This is a genomic window from Sporosarcina ureae DSM 2281 (assembly GCF_000425545.1).
Taxonomy (GTDB): domain Bacteria; phylum Bacillota; class Bacilli; order Bacillales_A; family Planococcaceae; genus Sporosarcina; species Sporosarcina ureae.
Genome location: NZ_AUDQ01000012.1, coordinates 84,424 through 104,314, shown reverse-complemented (window position 1 = coordinate 104,314; position 19,891 = coordinate 84,424). Strand labels below are relative to the sequence as shown.

The window sequence follows — 19,891 nt, the reverse complement described above, 5'->3', positions numbered from 1 at the left end:
GGAGTAAAGGAGTGGCAGATATATGAAGAGACCATTTATGACGGAAGAGCATGAACAGCTCCGGAAATCAGTGCAGAAGTTTTTACAAAAGGAAGCCGTACCGTATATAGATGATTGGGAGAAAGAAAAGCAAGTGCCTCGATCATTTTGGAAGAAAGCTGCCGCCCAAGGATTAATCGCACCGTCAGTTGAAGAAAAATATGGCGGTATAGGCGCGGATTTTGGCTATGCTGTCGTCATTAGTGAAGAGTTTGAAAAAGTGGCAAGCGGCATCGGTGGAATTGGATTGCATAATGATATTGTCATTCCATATATACAATCCTTTGGTTCGGACGAACAGAAAGAACGTTGGCTCACGAAAGCAGTAACTGGAGATATGATTAGTGCCATTGCGATGACGGAGCCAGGCACAGGCTCTGATCTCGCTGCAGTTCAGACGACTGCGATCAAAAAGGGAGACCGTTATATTATTAATGGGGAAAAGACATTCATCACGAATGGCTTTTCCGCTGACTTTGTCATTGTCGTCTGTAAAACCGACCCCCCAGCGTCACCTGCTCATAAAGGCATTAGCTTGCTCGTAGTGGAAGAAGGAATGCCGGGGTTTACAAGAGGGAAGAAGCTGAATAAAGTAGGGCAGCATGCGAATGATACGAGTGAATTGATTTTTGAAGATGTATCGGTTCCGGCAGAAAACCTTCTGGGCGAGGAAGGGAAAGGGTTTTACTATTTGATGGAGAAACTGCAGCAAGAGCGTTTAATGTGCTCCATTCAAAGTGTAGCTTCTGTGCAGAAAATGATCGATATCACGTTAGCGTATGTGAAAGAGCGACAGGCTTTCGGCAAGCGGATCGGTGATTTCCAAAACACGCAGTTTAACATGGCAGAGATGCAAACGAAGGCAACGATTGGTCAAACATTTGTTGATCGATTAATTATCGAACATATGCAAGGGAAAAACGTAGTAGATGAAGTATCGATGGCGAAATGGTGGACGAGTGATTTAGCGCAAGAAGTGGCGATCCAGTGTATGCAATTTCATGGTGGCTACGGCTATATGGAAGAATACGAGATCGCCAGAAGGTATCGCGATGTGGCGGTCCATTCGATCTATGCTGGGACCAATGAAATTATGAAAGTGATTATCGCGAAGAATATGGGACTATGAAACAAAGCAGGCGAGTAGGATGGATCAGCATATTAGGGTACAAAAAAACGCGATGAACAACTCATCGCGTTTTTTATATTAAGGCTGAATCAATACTTTGATACAACCGTCTTCTTTCTTATCAAAAATAGAATAAGCATCTGCTGCGTCTTCCAATTTTACTTTGTGTGTAATAATATCTGTCGGATCGAATTCTTTTGCTTCGATCTTTTTAAATAGCTCAGGCATTAAGTGAATGACAGGTGCTTGGCCCATACTCAAGGAAACGTTGCGTGTAAAGAAATCGCCAAGTGGGAAGTTGTTTGCATCTGTCGCATAAACGCCTGTTAATTGAACTGTACCAAACTTCCGTACGACTTGTGAAGCTGTGACGATCGGGCTGATCGTTCCGAATTGATTATCTCCACTAGAACCAAATGTTTCCCCTGGTTGCACTGTTCCATCCATACCTACACAATCAATGACGACGTCTGCGCCGCCTTTCGTTTCTTCATGCAATAATTTGCCAATCTCATCATGTTCTTTAAAATTATACGTTTCTACTTTATTCGTCTTTTCCGCATGCTTCAAACGATAATCGACATGGTCTACTGAAATGACTCGTTTAGCACCTTGCATCCAAGCAAATTTTTGTGCCATTAATCCAATAGGGCCGGAGCCGAGGATAATTGCGGTATCGCCTTTTTTCAACCCGCTATGAATGACACTCCAATAGGCTGTAGGAATGACGTCAGATAGTAAGGCGAGATGCTCGTCATCTAGCTCACTGTTTTCTGGAACTTTAAATGAAGTGAAGTCTGCGTATGGAACACGTAAATACTCGGCTTGGCCACCTGGGAAGTTTCCGTTCGGCTCAGCAAATCCGAACAGCCCTCCAACTTCTCCGTGCGGATTGGATTCATCACATTGACTTTCCATTTCATGTTGACAGAAGAAGCATTCACCGCACCCTATATTAAATGGAATGACGACTCGGTCGCCTTTCTTTACTGTTTTTACTTCAGAACCTACTTCTTCGACAATTCCCATCGGCTCATGTCCGACTACATAATCTTGCTCGGGCACAATCCCGCCATGGTACAGATGCAAATCCGATCCACAAATACCGCTTGTCGTAATGCGTACGATTACATCACTATTTTCTTGGATACTTGGAGCTTTCACTTCTTTCGTGACCATTGATTTCTTTCCTTGAAATGTTACTGCTTTCATACCATCACATCCTTTTTACGTTGTGCTTATTTGGTACCCGTCTTTTTTCTAGGTAAACTAGGAAACTAGGATATGAGTATTGGTACCTAGTGGAAGGAAGAATGGTAAACATAACTGTGTATGTATGTTAAACGAAGTGCTATAAAGGGAAGTGAAGAATAAGGAGGGATTCATTCATGTTACAAGAAAATGAAATGAAGCATGTACAACGATCTGTCGAATTAGCAGAAATCGCGCTACATAAAGGAGATCAGCCATTTGGTTCGGTGTTGGTTTCAGCGAGTGGTGAAGTGCTAGCTGAAGACCATAACCGTACAAGTGGTGGCGACCCGACGCAGCATCCTGAATTTGCTTTAGCGCGGTGGGCTGCAGATCATATGGACGCAGATGACAGAGCGAAGGCGACCGTGTTCACGTCAGGTGAACATTGCCCGATGTGTGCAGCAGCTCATGGTTTAGTCGGTTTGGGACGGATTGTTTATGCTAGTTCATCGAAACAGTTAACGCAGTGGAAGAAAGAAATGGGTGTTACGACGCCTGCCCCTGTGAAAAGTTATCCGATTCAAGAAATGGTGCCTGCTATCGAAGTAGTTGGGCCAGTAGAAGAGTATGCGGAGCAAGTACGAGAGTTGCAACGGCAGTACTTTCAGAAGAATACTTGAAGTAGATTATGCGAAGAGAGCCGTCTGTTTTGGCTCTCTTTTTTTATATCAACCAGAGAAACTATAGGAATGCGTTTTATTTCACTATATAATCAAACTATAATGTTATGTAACTAATTATGTCGTGAAAGTAAATACAGCGGGGATGGAGGTTGGAATTTGATACAACTCATAAGTTTCTTCATCTTCTGGTACCTAGTCGGTGGCATATTGCCTGCGCTATATATAGGAAAAAGGTTAGGACTAGATTTGCGTGTAGAAGGCAGTGGTAATCCGGGAGCGCGTAATGCGGGAAGAGTGCTTGGGAAGTCGATGTTCTTTGTTGTGTTATTTCTTGATACGATCAAAGGGGCATTGCCGATCATTGTCTCGCGCGCACTGGGATTCAGTCCGGCTATCGTCTTGTTGATGCTTTTTGCGGTCATGCTTGGGCATTGTTTTCCATTGCTTCATCGCTTTCGTGGAGGAAAAGGGGCGGCTTCTTTACTCGGTGGCATGATAGTCTTTCAGCCACTTATCTTGCTGTTAATCCTTATTTTTTCGGGTCTGTTATACTCGTGGATTCGTCAGAAAACAAAAGCCGCGCTGCTTGGATTGTCGGCCATTATTCCAGCAATTTTTATTGGCTACGGCCAATGGGCGGGGATCGTAGCATTCTGTTTGTTTGCGCTAGTCATCTATACACATCGTAGTTATTTCATTAACGAGCAAGGGAGGCAATCAGTATGACCTATTATTATCGGCTTGCCGTACTTCCGCAAGATGCGGAGCGAATTCATCAGTTGAATTATCGGGCGTTTGTGGAAGAGATTCCGCAGCATGCATCCAATGAACAGCGTTTGTTGGTCGATCCGTTTCATGAGGAGAATACATATATCGTTTGTTTGAAAGAAAATGAGATAGTCGGGATGTTGGCATTGCGTTCGGCTCGTCCGTTTTCATTGGATAAAAAGATCGGTCCGATTGAGGGGTGGCTTGAACACAAGCCACAACATCCTGTGGAAATCAGATTGCTTGTAGTGGATCGAGCGCATCGTCGTGGTCGTGCTTTTTTTGGTTTGATGCAGGGGCTAGTGAATTGGTGCAAGCATGCAGGATATGATGCAGCTGTGATTTCGGGTACGGTGCGTGAGCTGAAGCTTTATCATCATATGGGCTTTCAGCCATTTGCCGATCCGGTCGGTACGGAGGAAGCAAAATATGTGCCAATGATTTCGTCGTTCGCCGCCTATGAAAAAAGTGCAGCGAAACGTCTTGTTGCACCGACCGTGAACTTTCTGCCTGGTCCACCGAAAATTGCTGAAAATGTTAAAGCAGCTTTTGCTAATGAAGCATTTTCCCATCGTTCGGCTGAATATGCACGATTGTTCGCGACTGTAAAACGTCAATTACTCGATTTAACGGGTGCGAAACACGTTCAGTTAGTACAAGGAACAGGGACGCTTGCGAATGATGCGGTGGCGGCTCAGTTGTCTAGAATAGGGGGGCGTGGACTTATTGTAGTCAATGGGGAGTTTGGTCAACGGTTGTGCGATCATGCGAAGCGTTTTGGTTTAGTTTTTGATTGCTTAGAGCAAGAATGGGGAGAAGTGTTATCGATCGATCAATTGGCAGAGCAATTGGATTCTCAAGAATATAGTTGGCTGTGGATGGTTCATTGTGAAACGTCGACGGGTGTCTTACATGATTTAGAAAAGATTACAGCACTTTGTCGTGCACGCGCTGTCCGAATTGCAGTGGACTGTGCGAGTTCAGTCGGAACGGTGCCTGTGAATTTCCGTGACGTCGATTTCGCTTCTTCTGTTAGCGGTAAAGGACTGGCTTCGTACGCGGGGCTTGGTCTAGTGTTTCATCAAGACGTGATAGAGCCGGATGAAACGATTCCGCGCTATTTGGATCTCGGTCAATATGAGAAATATGAAGGAATTCCGTATACACAGTCGTCTAATATAGTAGTTGCGTTGCATCAGTCGCTTGATAATATATTGCTTGATCCGCCACAACGTTTTCAGCGTATTCGCTATTGCGCAGATCGCTTGCGTGAAGGCGTTGAAGAGATGGGGGTAGAGGTGTTGGCGTCGAAAGAGTGTGCAAATCCAGGTATTCTGACGTTCGTACTCCCCAAAGGGAAAAGCTCTAAGCGTCTCGGTGACGATTTACTTCTGAATGGCTACCGCACACATTATGAAAGTAGTTACTTACAAGAGCGTAATTGGTTGCAAGTGGCGACAATGAATGAACCGTCAGATGAAGAGATGGAGAGATTTTTGGAATTGTTGCGTTGTTTGCTAGGAGTTGGGTAACGTCCATCGATTATACAAAACAACAATCCCTTTCATTTCGCCAGTATTTTCAACACTTTATTGAAAAGTAACGAAATATGGAAAAATAATAAAGAGGCACAAACACCAAGTATGAAAACATTGGATATTAGTAAGCCCGAAACATCTCCATCAATTAGTACCGAAATGAATAACAGGATCCCTACAATTAATAATCCACCGGCTATATAGATCAGGAAGTACATTATATATTTCTGAACTTCATTACGAAACTTGATTTTTTCGAAATATATATCTACATAAAGCGAATACGGTATTCCTCCAATTATATAAATGGGTATGGAATAAAGGAAACATAGTACGAATAGTGCGTCATAAGGGAAATACCCAACGTCAGCTTGTTGTTGCGCTGAGGGGGTGTATTCGTAAAAAGCTAAAGTTAAAGAAAATATGATTGCGGAAAGTATAGCGATAATAAGTTTGCTTAGAAATGTCATTTGCTCTACCTCTATTCATACTACTTCTATAAAATCAGTGTCATGATGTTTTTTTACATTGTTCGTCGAAAGGATGCGATTCTTCTTAAAGAATCGCAGCTTCTTTCAGTGAAATGAAGATAATCTTAAAAACCTTATGATTAATTTAATCAGCTTGTTCTTCATTTAGTAAGGCCGCTTTTTCACTCTCCAATGTTTTATACGCCCACTCTATTCCTCGATGAATTTCGTTTTAAAAATAAGGTAAGTGATCCATCGCTTCCACTGATGAATTCCGATAAGGCTTTTCATTTAACTCCAGAAATCAGATTCTACATAGTTATTGATAAATTGAACTTGGCAGAAAAGAGTAGTACCTTTCATAAGTTGAACATCCCGAAGTCTCCTACAAACGGATAGATTTCATAAATAGTTTTGCAGTTCTTGTAACTATTTTTAATGTGAATACCATTACTATAATATTTAACAAAAGTGCATACTAAAGATTCCGTGTGGCAAACTAAAATCAAGGAGGTGTATTTAGTGAGCAACAGTCCGAAGAACAATTCAAATGGTAATGCTAGTGATGAGCAAACGGCTAGGAGGGATTTATCAAGGGAGTTTGATCATGAACTTGCAAACAAACCTTTGACACCAGCAGAAAGACATAATAGTAAGAAAACGAAGAAACGGCAATGAGTTTAGGTGTTCCGTCTTTACTACGTTTTTCACATGATACAACCAACCCCCATCTATAGTGAGATGGGGGCTACTTGATGCTGTTAATAATTCGTCTTATAGGCCAATTTACTATCGATAGTTGCCTTACACGTTAATTCAAAAATAAAATAGAGACATCCACTCATGTACGAATTGCGTCCCCAGATGCCAGGCATTTTTAAAATCCATTCCATCTACCGAACCGGTATCTCCATAAAAACAGCAGGTTACCGATACCGATTCACTTTTTCAGCCCGTGGCCAAATGAAGTAGGAGAGTGAGACCACCATATCAAGGCCCACAATGAGCGCCCATAACTTCAGCATTTGAGAGAGTGCTTCCGTTTTATTGGCATCTCCAATGAGGTAAATCATTATAAACAAGAAACCGCCACCGATGATCAATGCTAGTACATGTTGTAACGCACCTTTCACGGAATGGCGTGCATGGGCATATCCTGTTTTCTTCGCAGGTTTTGTGCCTTGCTTCTTGATGTAGTAAAGGAAGCGTTCGTCCGCCCAGCGAATCATACTTTTTCCGAATGCGATGGATACACCGAGATAAATCGCCGCAATGGCATGAACTTGTGTGGCAACAGCTCCGTTATAAAGATCGGTAGCCGTGACGACTAGCAATAGTAAATCGATGACTGGTGTTAATGCTAGGAAAAATAAGCCGAGCCGTTTTTTGTTAAATACATATCGTGTGATGAGACCGGCAAGAATGACGACCCAAAAGCCTATTTCACAAGCAATAATTGTCCAAGCAATGAAATTCATTTGTTCACCTCTTTTAGTAGAGTGGTATTGGTTATGCGTATCATAGCATAAATATTCCGAATTGTTTGTGGACCTCGTATCTTTTACTAGTTAAACACTATCTTCTAGCGTATTTCATCACACTAGCTGAAAGTATAAAGAAAATGATAGTGGTTAGTAGTAGATACATGACACTGACTAAAGGAGAGATTTGCCAACCATTTACTTTGAAAACTACTCCCATGTTCAACTGAAAGCTTTCTTTCATTTCGACGGGTGCTTGAGCGAATGCCTCAGTCATTGGAGCGTCCATGAGAATTTGGCGAAGTAGAGCGGCGATATGTGAGATCGGGAAAAATTGTATCATACTTTGTAAATAGGCAGGTAAAGTGCCGATTGGAATGTAGATGCCGGTAAGGAAACCGATTAAAGTCCCAATTAATGTACTAGCAGCGGCAAATGCATTAGAGGTTTTAAAGAAAATGACGAGTAGAGAAATCATTGAACCAGCAGTCAAAACCGCTAGAAATAGTACGCCTACCGATTGAATGAGTTGTGTGAATGAAAGTAAAGGCTCACCAGTGGCGAAAAGCATAACGTTCGCTACAAGAAGAGTCATGATGCACATGAGAAACCCTATGGAGAGTGAACTAATTATATAGCCACCGAGTAATACGGATTGTTTGATTGGCGTGACACAGAAATCTTTATAGGCGTTGGTTGCTTGGTCATTTACCATCACACTGAATGCTCCTAATGTTGTCGTCACACTCGTCACCGTGATGACCCCAGCGATAATCCAAGACAGCAGGAGCCAATGCTTCGCTGGAAAGTCCGGCACTCCATCAGCGATCAAATCACCAAGAAAGAATACATAGAGTGCAATCAAGATGAAGACAGCTAGCAATGAGAAAAACACTGCAGATTTATCACGGAAATAGAGTAGTAAATTTCTTTTGGCAAAAATCAGCATGGTCTATACACCCTTTCGATCATGAATACGAATAAAGACATCATCCAAACTAGATTTTCGTACTTCAAAAGACGAAATAAACGATTGGTATTTAGTGAGTATAGGAATGGCTGCTATCGTAGTCGGTAAGTCGATTGTGTATCCACCCGTTTCTTCTTGATACTGCACATGATCATGTTGAAAATGTGTGCGCAATGCAATGTGATCGGTCGTCGTCATAAATAAGCGGTCTGCAGAATATTGCTGTTTTAAATCTACTGGAGTTCCTTTGGCAATGATCCGTCCTTCTTTTATGACGATAACGAAATCCGAATTGGCGGCTTCTTCTATATAATGTGTCGTCAGAAAAACGGTCATGCCATGCTCTTTTTGTAAGTGTCCGATCATTTTCCAGATTTGCTGACGACTTTGTGGATCGAGTCCTGTTGTCGGTTCATCGAGCAGCAAAATCTTTGGTTGATGGAGGAGGGCACGTGCGATATCGACTCTTCGCTTCTGGCCACCAGATAGTTTGCCGTATCGTCGCTTTAAGATGGAATGAATATCTACAATATCAGCGCAGCGCTGTATGGCTGCTAGCCGATCCTGCTTTGCCATTCCGTATAATTGTGCACGTATTTCCAAGTTCTCTTGCACAGATAACAGCGGGTCTAGTACGCTTTCTTGGAATACGACTCCGATCTCTTTCCGAATTACTTCATCCTCTTTACCAACCGTAAATCCGTTGACCGTGACGGAGCCGCTGTCTGGTTGGAGTGCGGTTAAAATAATAGATATCACTGTGGATTTACCGGCGCCGTTCGTTCCCAGAAATGAAAATAGACTTCCTTTCGTTACATAGAAACTCATATCGTCAACAGCGTTCACCTGACCGAACGATTTACTCACATTCTCCACTTCAATGATCGTTTGCATCTTGATTCCTCCTCTGCAAGATCGTGTGATTTATTTTTAACTCGTCTGCTTTATTGTGTAAATAAATCAGTACAATAACAGAACCATACGCAATCAGCCCCACCAGTATAGCCGTCACTACGTTATAGAGCCCGAAAGGATATAAGTCGAAAAATGCACCGGCTACGATCATCACAGTCATGACGCAGCTAACTTCAAGCACATACACCCATATCGGATTCTCTATTGGTAATTGATGTGAAAGAAAAATAAGAATCGTAATGATGATAGAAATGACTAGCATAGAAAGGGTCATGTTTTCTGTCAGTGGAGGGTAGATTCCAAAAAAACGGAAAAGAGAATAGACGATCGTGCTGAATGTAAATGCGAAGCAAGCCCCGCTTATATAGAGTAAAAGATTTTTCAACTGCTTCACCTCATCCTAGGAAATGCTTTCGAAATATTTTTGCATAATGACGATTCACGATTACCATTTCACCGTTCTCTAAGATTGCTTCAAATCGCCCATTCAATAACGCACGAACACTTTCAATTTTGGATGTATTCACTATCATATGTTTGCTGATCCGTAAAAATCGCGTATCTTTCAATTGATTCTCAAATTCATAAAGCCGCAGCTCGCTTTCATAGACGTTGTCCTGTGTGTATAAAAAGGATGCATTGTCCACTGTCTCGATATATAGAACATCACTGGATTGTATAGAATACACAGCGTCATCTTTTGTAACTGTAAAGCTATACATCATCTGATTGATCTGACGTATGAGATGGGATAAGCGCTCATCCACTTCAGGACATCTAATGGTGATTTCAATTTCCTGAAATTCATTGGATTCTTCAATTTTCAGCCGTATGGTAATCACCTCTATTCATTGTTCATGGCTGAATCGTATCATGGGGATGGAAATCGAACAATGGCTTTTGTAGTGACCTGCATGTAGAGGGGGCTTAGTTGCATAAACAGCTATTGCTGTTCGTCATAGTAGTAAGAGATGTAAGACGTTATGAATGAACTGCACTGAGTACAAGTTTTCCTAGCGTGAAAGTCTTAGAATTGTGTAGTCTGCTAGTCACTGTTTTAACGTGATATACAGATGACACCATGCAATCCCATCAATCGACTGTTGAAAGGTCGTCAGTTTCGGTATAATCAAGAGAGAAGAAGCGTGTCAGTTCGCAAAGGAGTGAAGCACGATGCAAAGTTATATCGTGATGCAAGGACGTACATACGATGAAGAGAAAGAATTGGGTGTGCTTTGGTCATTACAGCAAGACAGTATAGGCAATGATCATCATTTTTGGGAACGGATGAAAGAAGTATGCGAAGGTGATCGCATCTTTCATTATGTAAAAGGGGATATTGTCGCAATTAGTGTGGCGAAGTCAAGTTACCGTGAGGAACGAAAGCCATCGATAATTCCGTTGTCAGACAGTGAAAATGCCAATGGGTACTTAGTGGAAGTGGAGTATCACGAACTCGATCAACCGTTAACGATTGTGGATTGTTTAGATGAACTTCTACCATTATTGCCGATTAAGTATTCTGCGTTTCAAGAGAACGGTAATGGAAATCAAGGCTATCTCTTCCCATGCAATGAAGAATTGACTATTAAATTAGTTGAGTTGATTGCAGATTTGAATATTTACGAAATCGATGAGGAACAATTGGAGTTTGTTATGGGCACTGTTCAGAAGACGGAGCATGATTTCCTCATTCCAGTACTTGCTGAAACCGAATCGGAAACGAAAACAAAAGTGCGAATGGGCCATCAGCGTTTCCGCAACGAGCTCATGCAACTATGGAATGATCAGTGCGCGCTATGCGATATCGAGTTACCGGAATTATTGCAAGCCAGCTACGCTAAACCATGGAAAGATTGCACGAACAACGAACGTGTCGATCCAAATAATGGGATTCTTCTCTGTCGCAATCATGATGCGCTCTATCATAATGGCTTCATTGCATTTGACGGAACAGGCAAGATACATATTTCATCTAGAATTCCTGAAGGGGATTACGAGAAGTATGGATTGCACAGCAAGATGCGAGTGAATCGAACGGAGAAGAATAAGCCATATTTGAAATGGCATAAGAAGCATATGTTTAAAGAGTAAACCTACCGTCACGCCAAACATTCAGTCCGTGATCGGCTATAAGTGCTCCAGTTTCGTTCAATTCGCCATACTTCATCTGCAGCCCTTGCAAAACTTGGTGAGTTTACCCTCTTTTTGTAGTATGATGCATAGAGAGAGTGAATTCGATAACATATTGTGCGGAGGTACGACATGAACTATGGTGATCCGTTAAGAGATAAAAACGTAGAACGAGATACGACGATTTATAATAGCGAAGGTTTTGACAGACGAGGCTTTAATAAGTTTGGTTATGACCGTCATGGGTTTAATGAACAAGGATTTAATGCCAGTGGTTTTGATAAGTATGGCTTTGATGCACAAGGCTTTGACAAAAATGGCTATAATAATCAAGGGTATGACAAAGAAGGATTTAGGGCCACGGGCTATAATAAAGCCGGCTTTGATCGAACGGGTTATGATCGGTATGGTTATGACGCAGACGGGTATAATAAAAGCGGTTATAACGTCCAAGGCTATGACAGAGAAGGTTATAAAGCGGATGGTTTCAATCGACAGGGCTTTCACAAGAATGGCTATAACAGAGACGGTTATGATATCCATGGTTTTAACCGTGCGGGTTTCAACAAGCAAGGTTATGACAAGTACGGTTTCAATAAATACGGTGTGAGTGCCCAAGGTTATGGAACGGATGGATTTAATAAGCTAGGTTACGATAAGAATGGTTTTAATCGCCAGGGCTATAATAAATTCGGCTATGACGAAAGAGGATTCAATCGTGACCGCAAGCATATGAACGGCACGATGTATGATGGAAAAGGCTTTGATTTTCAAGGCGTTCATCTAAATAACAGTCCGTTCGATGATCACGGCTTTGATCAAGCAGGCTTTGATGCACAAGGATTCAATAAAAGAGGATACAATCGTGAAGGCTTTACACGCGATGGTGCACATATTAGCGAGAAGACGTATGATGCAGCGGGTTATGATCAGCACGGTTACAATCGAGATGGCTTTGACCGAGCAGGATACGATGCATCAGGCTTAAATTCGCTTGGCTATGATTCGGAAGGCTATGATGCACAAGGTTTTAATAAACATGGCTTGGATCGTGAAGGCTATAATCGCGATGGTTTTAATAAAGCAGGGGTCGATCGAGAAGGTTTCGGAAAGAATGGCCGAAATCGCCAAGGGTATGATAAAAAAGGTTTTAATTTGCAAGGTTATGATAAAAATGGTTTTAATAAAGAAGGCTACAACCGATTCGGCTATGATCGATATGGTTTTAATCGGGATGGCAAGCATGCGAATGGTACGAAGTATGATACAAAAGGGTTCGACTGCAATGGCTTTACTCCTCAAGGTATCCACCGAAATGGAACGAACCAAGATGATGAAGGGTATGATAAGTCGGGCTATGATGAAGACCGCTATGACCGAAAAGGCTTTAATAAGTTAGGCTACAATAGAAATGGTTATGATAAATACGGTTATGATAAAGCAGGATTTAGAGCGGATTCGAAGTAAAGCAAACCGATAGTAAATGAGGAACATCTGGAAGGTTAAAGTGACCCTTTAACTTTCTAGGTGTTTTTTGGGGGAATTATTCTGGCTTTAGAAAAGTACATAATGAAAATAAAACAGCTCACACTTCATTTTGAAAGTGTGGGCTGTTCTGTGTTTATTGGTTATAGCGTACATACATACTCTTCCAACCACTGATCGGCTTCCTCTTTTGTAGAAACATCTCCATTAAGTTGACTCACTTCCAAGTGTAGCAAGATTTTAGAGAAATTTGGACCTGGCTTGAGTCCCGCTTTGACTAAATCGCCGCCATTCAAATAGTTTTGTAGTTTGTTGCGATGATATAAATACTCCATAACGGATCCCTGATGTGGTACTTGATCAGCCACTAGGGTAAACAAAATAGCTTCATCGGAGTAGTCGTGTAAAAATAGATGATAGTCGCCAATTTGTGTGAATTCATTCCACTGTTCATGTCGTTGCAACGCCATAATTTCTTCCAATAACTTTTTTCTGTTTTTTCGCAACGTAAATTTCTCTGCGGCATACAAGCTATCATTACAATAGAAGGGTAGTAAAAAGTAATTGAACCAGCTAGGTTTTTCAGCGATCTGTAAATTCGTAATCTTACGCACCTGTTCGTTGTAAATCTGTTCTAGATGTTCAGCTGTAGCGACCGATGCATCCAACTGTTTTTCATGTACACCGAACTGTTGCCAAACATTCAGTTCAAATAGACGTCGGATGACTTCTTGCGGACTGCCTTCGGTAAATAAACGGATCATCTCTTCGTTAATACGTTGAGGTGACAAATGGATTACTTTATCGATAGACTCAAGAGCCAATTTTTCCGTCTGTTCGTCCATCGAAAATCCGAAACGTTGTTCAAAGCGTACAGCTCGGAAGATCCGAGTAGGGTCTTCGACAAAACTAATATTATGAAGTATTTTGATTTTCTTCTCGCGTAGATCATTCTGTCCACCAAACGGATCAATCAATTCACCGAACGCTTCGGCATTGAGACGGATGGCCATGGCGTTGATCGTGAAATCACGTCGCTGCAAATCATCCTCAAGAACGGATGTCTCAATCTCGGGTAAAGCGGCAGGCTGTTCGTAATATTCGAGTCGAGACGACACGAGATCGATCGACAAACCGGATGGCGTATTCCATGTCGCTGTGCCAAAGCTTTCATGTTCCAAAACGTCGCCACCGTGTGTTTCCATTAACCTGTTCGCTAATTCGATTCCATTACCTTCCGCCACAATATCGATGTCGAAATTCGGCCTGTCCAATAAAATATCCCGAACAATTCCACCGATTAAATAGACAGGCATGTCGATGCGACTCGCTGTTTCTCCGATTTCTTTTAACAGCTGGAAAGCTTCTCCCGACAGTTGCTTTTGCATTTTATTAATCAGTTCAGTAGAAGGTGGCGTATCTGGTGCTTTTTTATCTGCCGTCATATCGCTGTACAGTACTTGGATAATATTCGATCGAGTCACAATGCCGACTATTTCTCCATCCTCGATGACAGGCAAACGACCGATGTTGTGTGCAATGACGAGTTCCTGAATTTCTTCGAGTGAAGCTTCCGGTCCTATCGTGTACATTTTAGTCGTCATATACGCTTTTACAGGCGCATGTCCGAGTCCATGATGATTCCCTTTGTCGAGATCTCGTCTAGTAATAATGCCGACTAGTTTTTTGTTTTCGACAACCGGGTAGCCCGAGTGTCCGTAGCGATACATGCGACGCCCCGCTTCTTCGATCGTTGTATCGGGTGTCAGTGTTTTAACGGGAGTGGTCATCAACTCTTTTGCGGTAATCGCTGGTCGCAGCATTGTTTCTAAACTGCTATTGATATCTTCAAGAATCGCTTCTTTATCTCCTTTTTTCACCGTAGCGGAACCGGCGTGTTGATGACCGCCACCACCAAGTTTTTTTAGAATGGGTTGCAATGTGATGCGTTCTGAGCTTGCACGACCCACTATGAATACGGAATTCTTCATTTTCACGACGGTTATCACCGCATCCGTTCCTTTAACCCCTAAGACCTTTGTTGTAATCAAGGCAAGGCCGTTCACGAAATGATCCAATTCATGCGTACTAACCGCAATTTCCAGACCCTCGACTTCATGAATTTCCGTATGGGTAAGTAGCCGATCCAATAAATCTTGCTGTTCGGATGTTAACGTCTCCTCCGCGAAACTACCGACCATTTCTAGGCTCATTCCCTGTTCAAGTAAATAGGCCGCTGCCTTCATATCCCGCACGGTCGTATTTGCATATGTAAATTTCCCTGTATCTGTATACAGACCAAGTCCGAATAATGACGCTTCAAAACTGGAGATAGCTATATTCTGTTTACGTATTTCCTCAATAAGCAGAGTGACTGCAGCGCCAGTTAATTCCACGATACCTTCATCATACTGCACGTCATTTTCACCTTTTTGGTGATGATCATAGACGATAATTTTTCGCTTAGATGCATCGAAATCGTCAGGAAGTTTGCCTATTCTAGATAAAGATGCAACGTCGACGATAATCATTTCCGTCACTTGTTCCCAGTCCACATGAGCGCTCGGGACAAAGTCGAAGACGTCTCGATAAATATTTAAAAAACGTTGTACGCGGCTTTCCAGCTTATCTGAAATAATTAGTTGTGCGTCTGGATACAGTTTTTTGGCTGCGATCATCGAAGCAAGTGCGTCAAAGTCGGTATTGACGTGAGATGTAATAATTTGCACTAGTAGTACCTCCTGTGTGAAAGTTACTCATTATAATTAATAAAAAAGTAACCACCTTCTACCCTGACCAAGTGGAAGGTGGTTACTCATTACGTTCGATTGTTTTCATAGCACCAGTTTATCATCCCCGACCAGAATGTTCAATTAAGACTAGTAAATGGTACCTGTCTTATCCCATATACACACTATCGCACGTTCCGGGTTGCGGTTCATAGAAACAGTGGTTTTTAAATTGCCCGGTAAATGGCTGACCATACCAAGTAGGCGGGCAGGGGGCATATGGATTAAAGTACCATAGTGCATAGTGAGCAGGATGTTGTCGCCAGTTAGTGAGAGTTCGTTCAGCTAATCTTTTTTCAGATTCCCGCGCTCGTTGATAGAATAAGTTTCCTTTTTGTACCGCTTCGAATGAATAATTATTGCCTTGTATTTGGAAAATCACGTCATATATGGACCGTACATCATTGAAGTCCAGGCAATCGGCTACTGCACGATTCACGATGACATTTCCGACATATAACATTCCTTGATTACCTTCAGCCTCGGCTTCGGCTCTCATCATTCTAGCCATTAATGAGACATCTGAATCTCTGTATTTTACTCTCGCCATATTTTTCACCTCATTATAGTGTATGAGAACAAGGGGCAGAGATGTTACGTTTTAAAAAATAATTACACTCGACCTAATCATAGTGTTATTTTCTCTAATAACAGGGTAAAGTTTAATAGTTTGAAAAATACAGACAAAGGTCGTACACTGTGCATGGAACAGTACATTTCCTTAATGAAGTATTTTTCTTACAACTTACTGGAGAGTTGAATATTCTTTTATCTACTAGCGTTGCGAATAAATACATAATGATCTCTTCATTGCATACACATATACCATTCTAATGGTTGCAAGTATATTCCAGTATGCATCGCTAGTATAGTGTGGACTTATTTACATAAAAAAGGAGGACAAGCTAATGGCTGATAATAATTCGAACAACCCGAAGAATACAAATGAAGTAACGGATCCGGGACGCCGCAGTTTCGTCAAAAACACAGGAATTGCTGTCGGAGGTGTAGCCGGTGGTGCGTTACTAGGTGGTCTGTTTAGCAGTCGATCTAAAAATGATAGTAACTCGAATACCGCTGCGGATAAAGGAAGCGGTAAAGAAAAGCGATATGAAGAAGCGCGTATGTACTTCACGCGTATTGCCGATTTTGCTATTTTAGAGCAGGCAGTGGAGCGAATCTTCCCTGAGGATGATAACGGTCCAGGAGCGATTGAATTAGGCGTTCCTTATTATATCGATAAACAGTTGGCAGGTCCTTATGGATCCAATGTAGGCGATTACAGACAAGGTCCTTTTATAGGTTCTAAAGCAGCAGCCTCTGACTCTAGTCTTGATCGCGGGCAGATTTTCATTAATGGGTTACGTACTATGGATGCCGAGAGTCAAAAACGATTTGATACGAATTTCGTTAAAGCGACGGAAGATCAGCAATTAGAAATCATGACGGACTTTGCAGATGACAAAGTGGAAGTCAAAGGCATTAGTTCGAAAGGATTCTTTAATTTATTGCGTTCTACTACACTTGAAGGTGCGTATTGTGATCCGTTATATGGAGGCAATCGAGATATGAAAGGCTGGAAAATGAAAGAATATCCAGGTGCTATCGCATCATATGCCCATATGATAGAAGAAGATCAGTTCGTGAAAATGGATCAAGTGAGCCTGACAGACTATCAACCTAAATAATTTATAGGAAAGGGGAGAACAGAATGGTAAAAACATTAGATAAAGTAGATGCAGTCGTCGTAGGTTCAGGCTGGGCAGGCGGAATTGCGGCAGCTGAATTAACGAAAAAAGGATATAAGGTAGTTGGATTAGAAAGAGGGAAAGCGCAGAAGCGAGAAGATTTTGTCGGTGCAAAAGATGAACTTCGCTACGATGTGCGGAAACTCATGTTCCAAGAGTTGAACAAAGAAACGTTGACAATCCGTAATACGCTCGATGAGACAGCGACTCCTAACCGAAGTAACGATACGAATGCGATTAATGGTACAGCTACTGGTGGTTCAGGTGTTCACTGGAACGGCATGGTATATCGTTGGCTGCCAACGGATTTCGAAATGCATACGAAGACGGTAGAAAAGTATGGAGAAAAAATCATTCCAAAAGATATGCAACTCCAAGACTGGGGTATTACATATGATGAACTAGAGAAGTATTACGACCAGTTTGAAAAAACAGCTGGTATTTCTGGTGAACCGGATCCATTGCGACCTGGTCAGCGTTCGGATGATTACCCGACACCCCCAATGAAAGAAACGGATATCATTCGTACCTTTACGAAAGCGGCAAAAGAACTAGGCTATCATCCGTACCGTATAGCTTCTGCTAACATATCCGAGACGTATACGAATCCGGACGGAGAGACGATCAACGGATGTGTGTACTGTGCGTTTTGTGAAGCGTTTGGCTGTGACTTTGGGGCGAAAGCGGATCCAATTGCTACGGTTTTAGCTACAGCACATAAAAGCGGTAATTATGAATTACGTAATAATTCCTATGCGGTTCGGATTATCCATGAAAACGGAAAAGCGGTAGGTATTAAATATGTAGATACGGAAACTGGAGAAGAGTTCATTCAACCGGCAGATATAGTCGTTGTTGCCGGATTTACATTTACGAATACTCGTCTTATGCTGTTATCTGAAATTGGCAAGCCGTATAATCCGAAAGATGGAACAGGCGTGATTGGTAGCCATTTGACTGCTCACCAACGGAACTTGACGCATACGCGTGTACGTGGATTCTTCGATGAGAAGAAATTCAATCGCTATGCAGGTACCGGCGCACTTGGCGTGACGATGGATGATTTCAACGTGGAGCAACTCGATCATACGAAACTCGATTTCTTGCATGGTTTCTGTTTGCGTACGTCTCAAAGAGGAGACCGACCGATTACGAATAACCATGTCCCGGCAGGTGTTCCATCTTGGGGGAAAGAGTTCAAGGATAAGTCTATTTTCTATGCGAACCGTCGAATAGACGTTCAGCAACAAAACGGTGCCCTCGCTTGGCGCGAAAACTATATGGACTTGGATCCGACGTATACGGATATATTCGGCGATCCATTACTGCGTGTCACGAGCAAGTTCCATGATCAAGACCGCAACATTGTCAGATATGCTCACCAAAGAGGAAAAGAGTTACTGGAGCAAATGGGTGCAGATCATATCAATATTCCTGAAATTACAGAGGAAACGGAATTTGATAAGACGTCATTATCTGACCATACAGGTGGCGGTGTAGTGATGGGAGACAATCCTGAGACATCTGCTGTAAATAACTACTCACAAGTATGGGATATGGATAATTTATTCGTAGTGGGGGCTTCTTCATTCCCACTTATGGGTAGCTCCAATCCTACAGCAACAGTTGGCGCTCTAGCGTATCGTGCCGCAGAAGGTATGATTAAGTTCTTAGAGAACGGCGGAGGCCAGTTGGTTAAAAAAGAGGAAACAGCAAAAGTATAATTTGACAAGAGGAGAGAGGGATCACAACCTCTCTCCTTTCTTTCATACATATTAAAGCGAGGAAAGATGCCTATGACTATACGATCCGTCCTCATACTTTTGGCAGCCGCTCTTTTTCTGAGTGCCTGTAATAATACAATCGAAACGAATATGTCAGAGAAGATACCAGATTTCGACTACACTACACAAGACGAGAATACACTGGGCTTGGATGATTTGACAGGCGATTGGTGGATTGCCTATTTCTCTTATACGCACTGTACGACCGTTTGTCCGAGAACGACGGCTAATATGGTAGGTATTCAGGAAGAATTAAAAAATGACGGTTTAACACCTCGTATTATTTCATTCAGCATTGATCCGGAAAATGATACACCAGAAGTTTTACGAGAATATGCAAAGGACTATGGTGTTGACCTAGAGACGATGACGTTTTTAACGGGTTATGATTTTGAAGAAATTCAAGATCTATCGATTCATACGTTTAACGCTTTTCTGGAAAAGGGAGCACTTGACCAGCGATCGCATAGCTTTTTCTTTTATTTAATTAATCCTGACGGAGAGATCGTCAAGCAGTATAACGGTATGAGCGATACAGACAATAATTTGCTGGTGGCGGATGTGAAGAAAGTTTTAGGGAAGTAGAGTTTTTGTTTATGCAATTAAACAGGCATTCTTTACTCTGATAGAGAGTAAATGAATGCCTGTTTTGTAGGATTAACTTGTAGCATCCTACAGATTATATAGATGAAAATACCGGTAGAAGAATGTTTCTACTAAAATATTAGAAAATATAGTAAAGTGGAAGCGTTTACTATACAATTG

The 19,891-nt window shown here is 42.0% G+C and carries 18 protein-coding genes; 10 read left to right on the top strand and 8 right to left on the bottom strand.

The features are described from left to right. Positions 1 to 22 precede the first annotated feature (22 nt). Positions 23 to 1,168 carry an acyl-CoA dehydrogenase family protein gene (locus H605_RS0112260; protein WP_029054494.1) on the top strand — a complete coding sequence of 382 codons (1,146 nt, stop codon included), beginning with the start codon at positions 23 to 25 and terminating at the stop codon, positions 1,166 to 1,168. Between the two features lie 78 nt (positions 1,169 to 1,246). Here H605_RS0112260 and H605_RS0112255 read toward each other — a convergent pair whose 3' ends face one another. Beyond that, positions 1,247 to 2,380: an alcohol dehydrogenase catalytic domain-containing protein gene (locus H605_RS0112255; RefSeq protein ID WP_029054493.1), complete on the bottom strand. Its 1,134-nt coding sequence runs from the start codon at positions 2,378 to 2,380 to the stop codon at positions 1,247 to 1,249. A gap of 176 nt (positions 2,381 to 2,556) precedes the next feature. Here H605_RS0112255 and H605_RS0112250 point away from each other — a divergent pair, with 176 nt between their 5' ends. From H605_RS0112250 to sspO, 4 genes are all read left to right on the top strand, one after another. Further along, a complete protein-coding gene (locus H605_RS0112250; protein WP_029054492.1) occupies positions 2,557 to 3,042 on the top strand; it encodes a nucleoside deaminase in 486 nt (161 codons plus the stop codon). 159 nt (positions 3,043 to 3,201) lie between these two features. After that, complete coding sequence (locus H605_RS0112245) at positions 3,202 to 3,771, top strand: glycerol-3-phosphate acyltransferase (protein ID WP_029054491.1); 570 nt, start codon at positions 3,202 to 3,204, stop codon at positions 3,769 to 3,771. After that, a complete protein-coding gene (locus H605_RS0112240; protein WP_029054490.1) occupies positions 3,768 to 5,345 on the top strand; it encodes an aminotransferase class V-fold PLP-dependent enzyme in 1,578 nt (525 codons plus the stop codon). Before H605_RS0112245 ends, H605_RS0112240 begins: the two co-directional genes overlap by 4 nt. A 998-nt stretch (positions 5,346 to 6,343) precedes the next feature. Continuing rightward, on the top strand, positions 6,344 to 6,499 hold the full coding sequence (gene sspO, locus H605_RS0112230; protein ID WP_029054488.1) for a small acid-soluble spore protein O: 156 nt from the start codon (positions 6,344 to 6,346) through the stop codon (positions 6,497 to 6,499). Between the two features lie 248 nt (positions 6,500 to 6,747). Here sspO and H605_RS0112225 read toward each other — a convergent pair whose 3' ends face one another. The 5 genes from H605_RS0112225 to H605_RS0112205 form a co-directional block, all read right to left on the bottom strand. Further along, entirely contained in the window at positions 6,748 to 7,299 is a 552-nt protein-coding gene (locus H605_RS0112225; RefSeq protein ID WP_029054487.1) for a hypothetical protein, read from the bottom strand. A gap of 97 nt (positions 7,300 to 7,396) precedes the next feature. Continuing rightward, positions 7,397 to 8,251: an ABC transporter permease gene (locus H605_RS0112220; RefSeq protein ID WP_029054486.1), complete on the bottom strand. Its 855-nt coding sequence runs from the start codon at positions 8,249 to 8,251 to the stop codon at positions 7,397 to 7,399. Positions 8,252 to 8,254: 3 nt separating this feature from the next. Then, positions 8,255 to 9,166 carry an ABC transporter ATP-binding protein gene (locus H605_RS0112215; protein WP_029054485.1) on the bottom strand — a complete coding sequence of 304 codons (912 nt, stop codon included), beginning with the start codon at positions 9,164 to 9,166 and terminating at the stop codon, positions 8,255 to 8,257. Further along, complete coding sequence (locus H605_RS0112210) at positions 9,150 to 9,572, bottom strand: DUF3021 family protein (RefSeq protein WP_029054484.1); 423 nt, start codon at positions 9,570 to 9,572, stop codon at positions 9,150 to 9,152. The genes H605_RS0112215 and H605_RS0112210 overlap by 17 nt, the downstream gene beginning before the upstream one ends. Positions 9,573 to 9,582: 10 nt before the next feature. Beyond that, positions 9,583 to 10,029, bottom strand: coding sequence for a LytTR family DNA-binding domain-containing protein (locus H605_RS0112205; RefSeq protein WP_081657928.1), 447 nt, complete (start codon positions 10,027 to 10,029; stop codon positions 9,583 to 9,585). 331 nt (positions 10,030 to 10,360) lie between these two features. Between H605_RS0112205 and H605_RS0112200 the strand changes: the two genes are divergently transcribed. Together H605_RS0112200 and H605_RS19245 are read left to right on the top strand one after the other, a co-directional pair. After that, positions 10,361 to 11,281 (top strand): HNH endonuclease, encoded by a 921-nt coding sequence (locus H605_RS0112200; protein ID WP_029054482.1) that lies wholly within the window; start codon positions 10,361 to 10,363, stop codon positions 11,279 to 11,281. A gap of 171 nt (positions 11,282 to 11,452) precedes the next feature. After that, positions 11,453 to 12,787 (top strand): hypothetical protein, encoded by a 1,335-nt coding sequence (locus H605_RS19245; protein WP_029054481.1) that lies wholly within the window; start codon positions 11,453 to 11,455, stop codon positions 12,785 to 12,787. A 161-nt stretch (positions 12,788 to 12,948) separates the two neighbouring features. Here the strand turns inward: H605_RS19245 and H605_RS17830 are convergent, their stop codons facing one another. Next, positions 12,949 to 15,534 (bottom strand): CBS domain-containing protein, encoded by a 2,586-nt coding sequence (locus H605_RS17830; protein WP_051210575.1) that lies wholly within the window; start codon positions 15,532 to 15,534, stop codon positions 12,949 to 12,951. A gap of 169 nt (positions 15,535 to 15,703) precedes the next feature. Beyond that, the gene (locus H605_RS0112185) at positions 15,704 to 16,144 is read right to left on the bottom strand and encodes a cell wall hydrolase (protein WP_029054480.1); all 441 of its coding nucleotides are present in this window, start codon (positions 16,142 to 16,144) and stop codon (positions 15,704 to 15,706) included. A gap of 358 nt (positions 16,145 to 16,502) precedes the next feature. On the opposite strand from H605_RS0112185, the gene H605_RS17825 reads away from it, so the two are divergent. From H605_RS17825 to H605_RS0112170, 3 genes are all read left to right on the top strand, one after another. Further along, on the top strand, positions 16,503 to 17,282 hold the full coding sequence (locus tag H605_RS17825) for a gluconate 2-dehydrogenase subunit 3 family protein (RefSeq protein WP_051210574.1): 780 nt from the start codon (positions 16,503 to 16,505) through the stop codon (positions 17,280 to 17,282). 23 nt (positions 17,283 to 17,305) lie between these two features. After that, positions 17,306 to 19,066, top strand: a complete 1,761-nt coding sequence (locus H605_RS0112175) for a GMC family oxidoreductase (RefSeq protein ID WP_029054479.1) — start codon at positions 17,306 to 17,308, stop codon at positions 19,064 to 19,066. A 72-nt stretch (positions 19,067 to 19,138) separates the two neighbouring features. Then, positions 19,139 to 19,711, top strand: coding sequence for an SCO family protein (locus tag H605_RS0112170; RefSeq protein WP_051210573.1), 573 nt, complete (start codon positions 19,139 to 19,141; stop codon positions 19,709 to 19,711). Positions 19,712 to 19,891: the final 180 nt, after the last annotated feature.

Bases quoted from the DNA above. Each gene is read 5' to 3' on its own strand.
- H605_RS0112260 (WP_029054494.1), top strand. From the start codon at position 23: ATGAAGAGACCATTTATGACGGAAGAGCATGAACAGCTCCGGAAATCA.
- H605_RS0112255 (WP_029054493.1), bottom strand. From the start codon at position 2,380: ATGAAAGCAGTAACATTTCAAGGAAAGAAATCAATGGTCACGAAAGAA.
- H605_RS0112250 (WP_029054492.1), top strand. From the start codon at position 2,557: ATGTTACAAGAAAATGAAATGAAGCATGTACAACGATCTGTCGAATTA.
- H605_RS0112240 (WP_029054490.1), top strand. From the start codon at position 3,768: ATGACCTATTATTATCGGCTTGCCGTACTTCCGCAAGATGCGGAGCGA.
- H605_RS0112225 (WP_029054487.1), bottom strand. From the start codon at position 7,299: ATGAATTTCATTGCTTGGACAATTATTGCTTGTGAAATAGGCTTTTGG.
- H605_RS0112220 (WP_029054486.1), bottom strand. From the start codon at position 8,251: ATGCTGATTTTTGCCAAAAGAAATTTACTACTCTATTTCCGTGATAAA.
- H605_RS0112215 (WP_029054485.1), bottom strand. From the start codon at position 9,166: ATGCAAACGATCATTGAAGTGGAGAATGTGAGTAAATCGTTCGGTCAG.
- H605_RS0112200 (WP_029054482.1), top strand. From the start codon at position 10,361: ATGCAAAGTTATATCGTGATGCAAGGACGTACATACGATGAAGAGAAA.
- H605_RS19245 (WP_029054481.1), top strand. From the start codon at position 11,453: ATGAACTATGGTGATCCGTTAAGAGATAAAAACGTAGAACGAGATACG.
- H605_RS0112185 (WP_029054480.1), bottom strand. From the start codon at position 16,144: ATGGCGAGAGTAAAATACAGAGATTCAGATGTCTCATTAATGGCTAGA.
- H605_RS17825 (WP_051210574.1), top strand. From the start codon at position 16,503: ATGGCTGATAATAATTCGAACAACCCGAAGAATACAAATGAAGTAACG.
- H605_RS0112175 (WP_029054479.1), top strand. From the start codon at position 17,306: ATGGTAAAAACATTAGATAAAGTAGATGCAGTCGTCGTAGGTTCAGGC.
- H605_RS0112170 (WP_051210573.1), top strand. From the start codon at position 19,139: ATGACTATACGATCCGTCCTCATACTTTTGGCAGCCGCTCTTTTTCTG.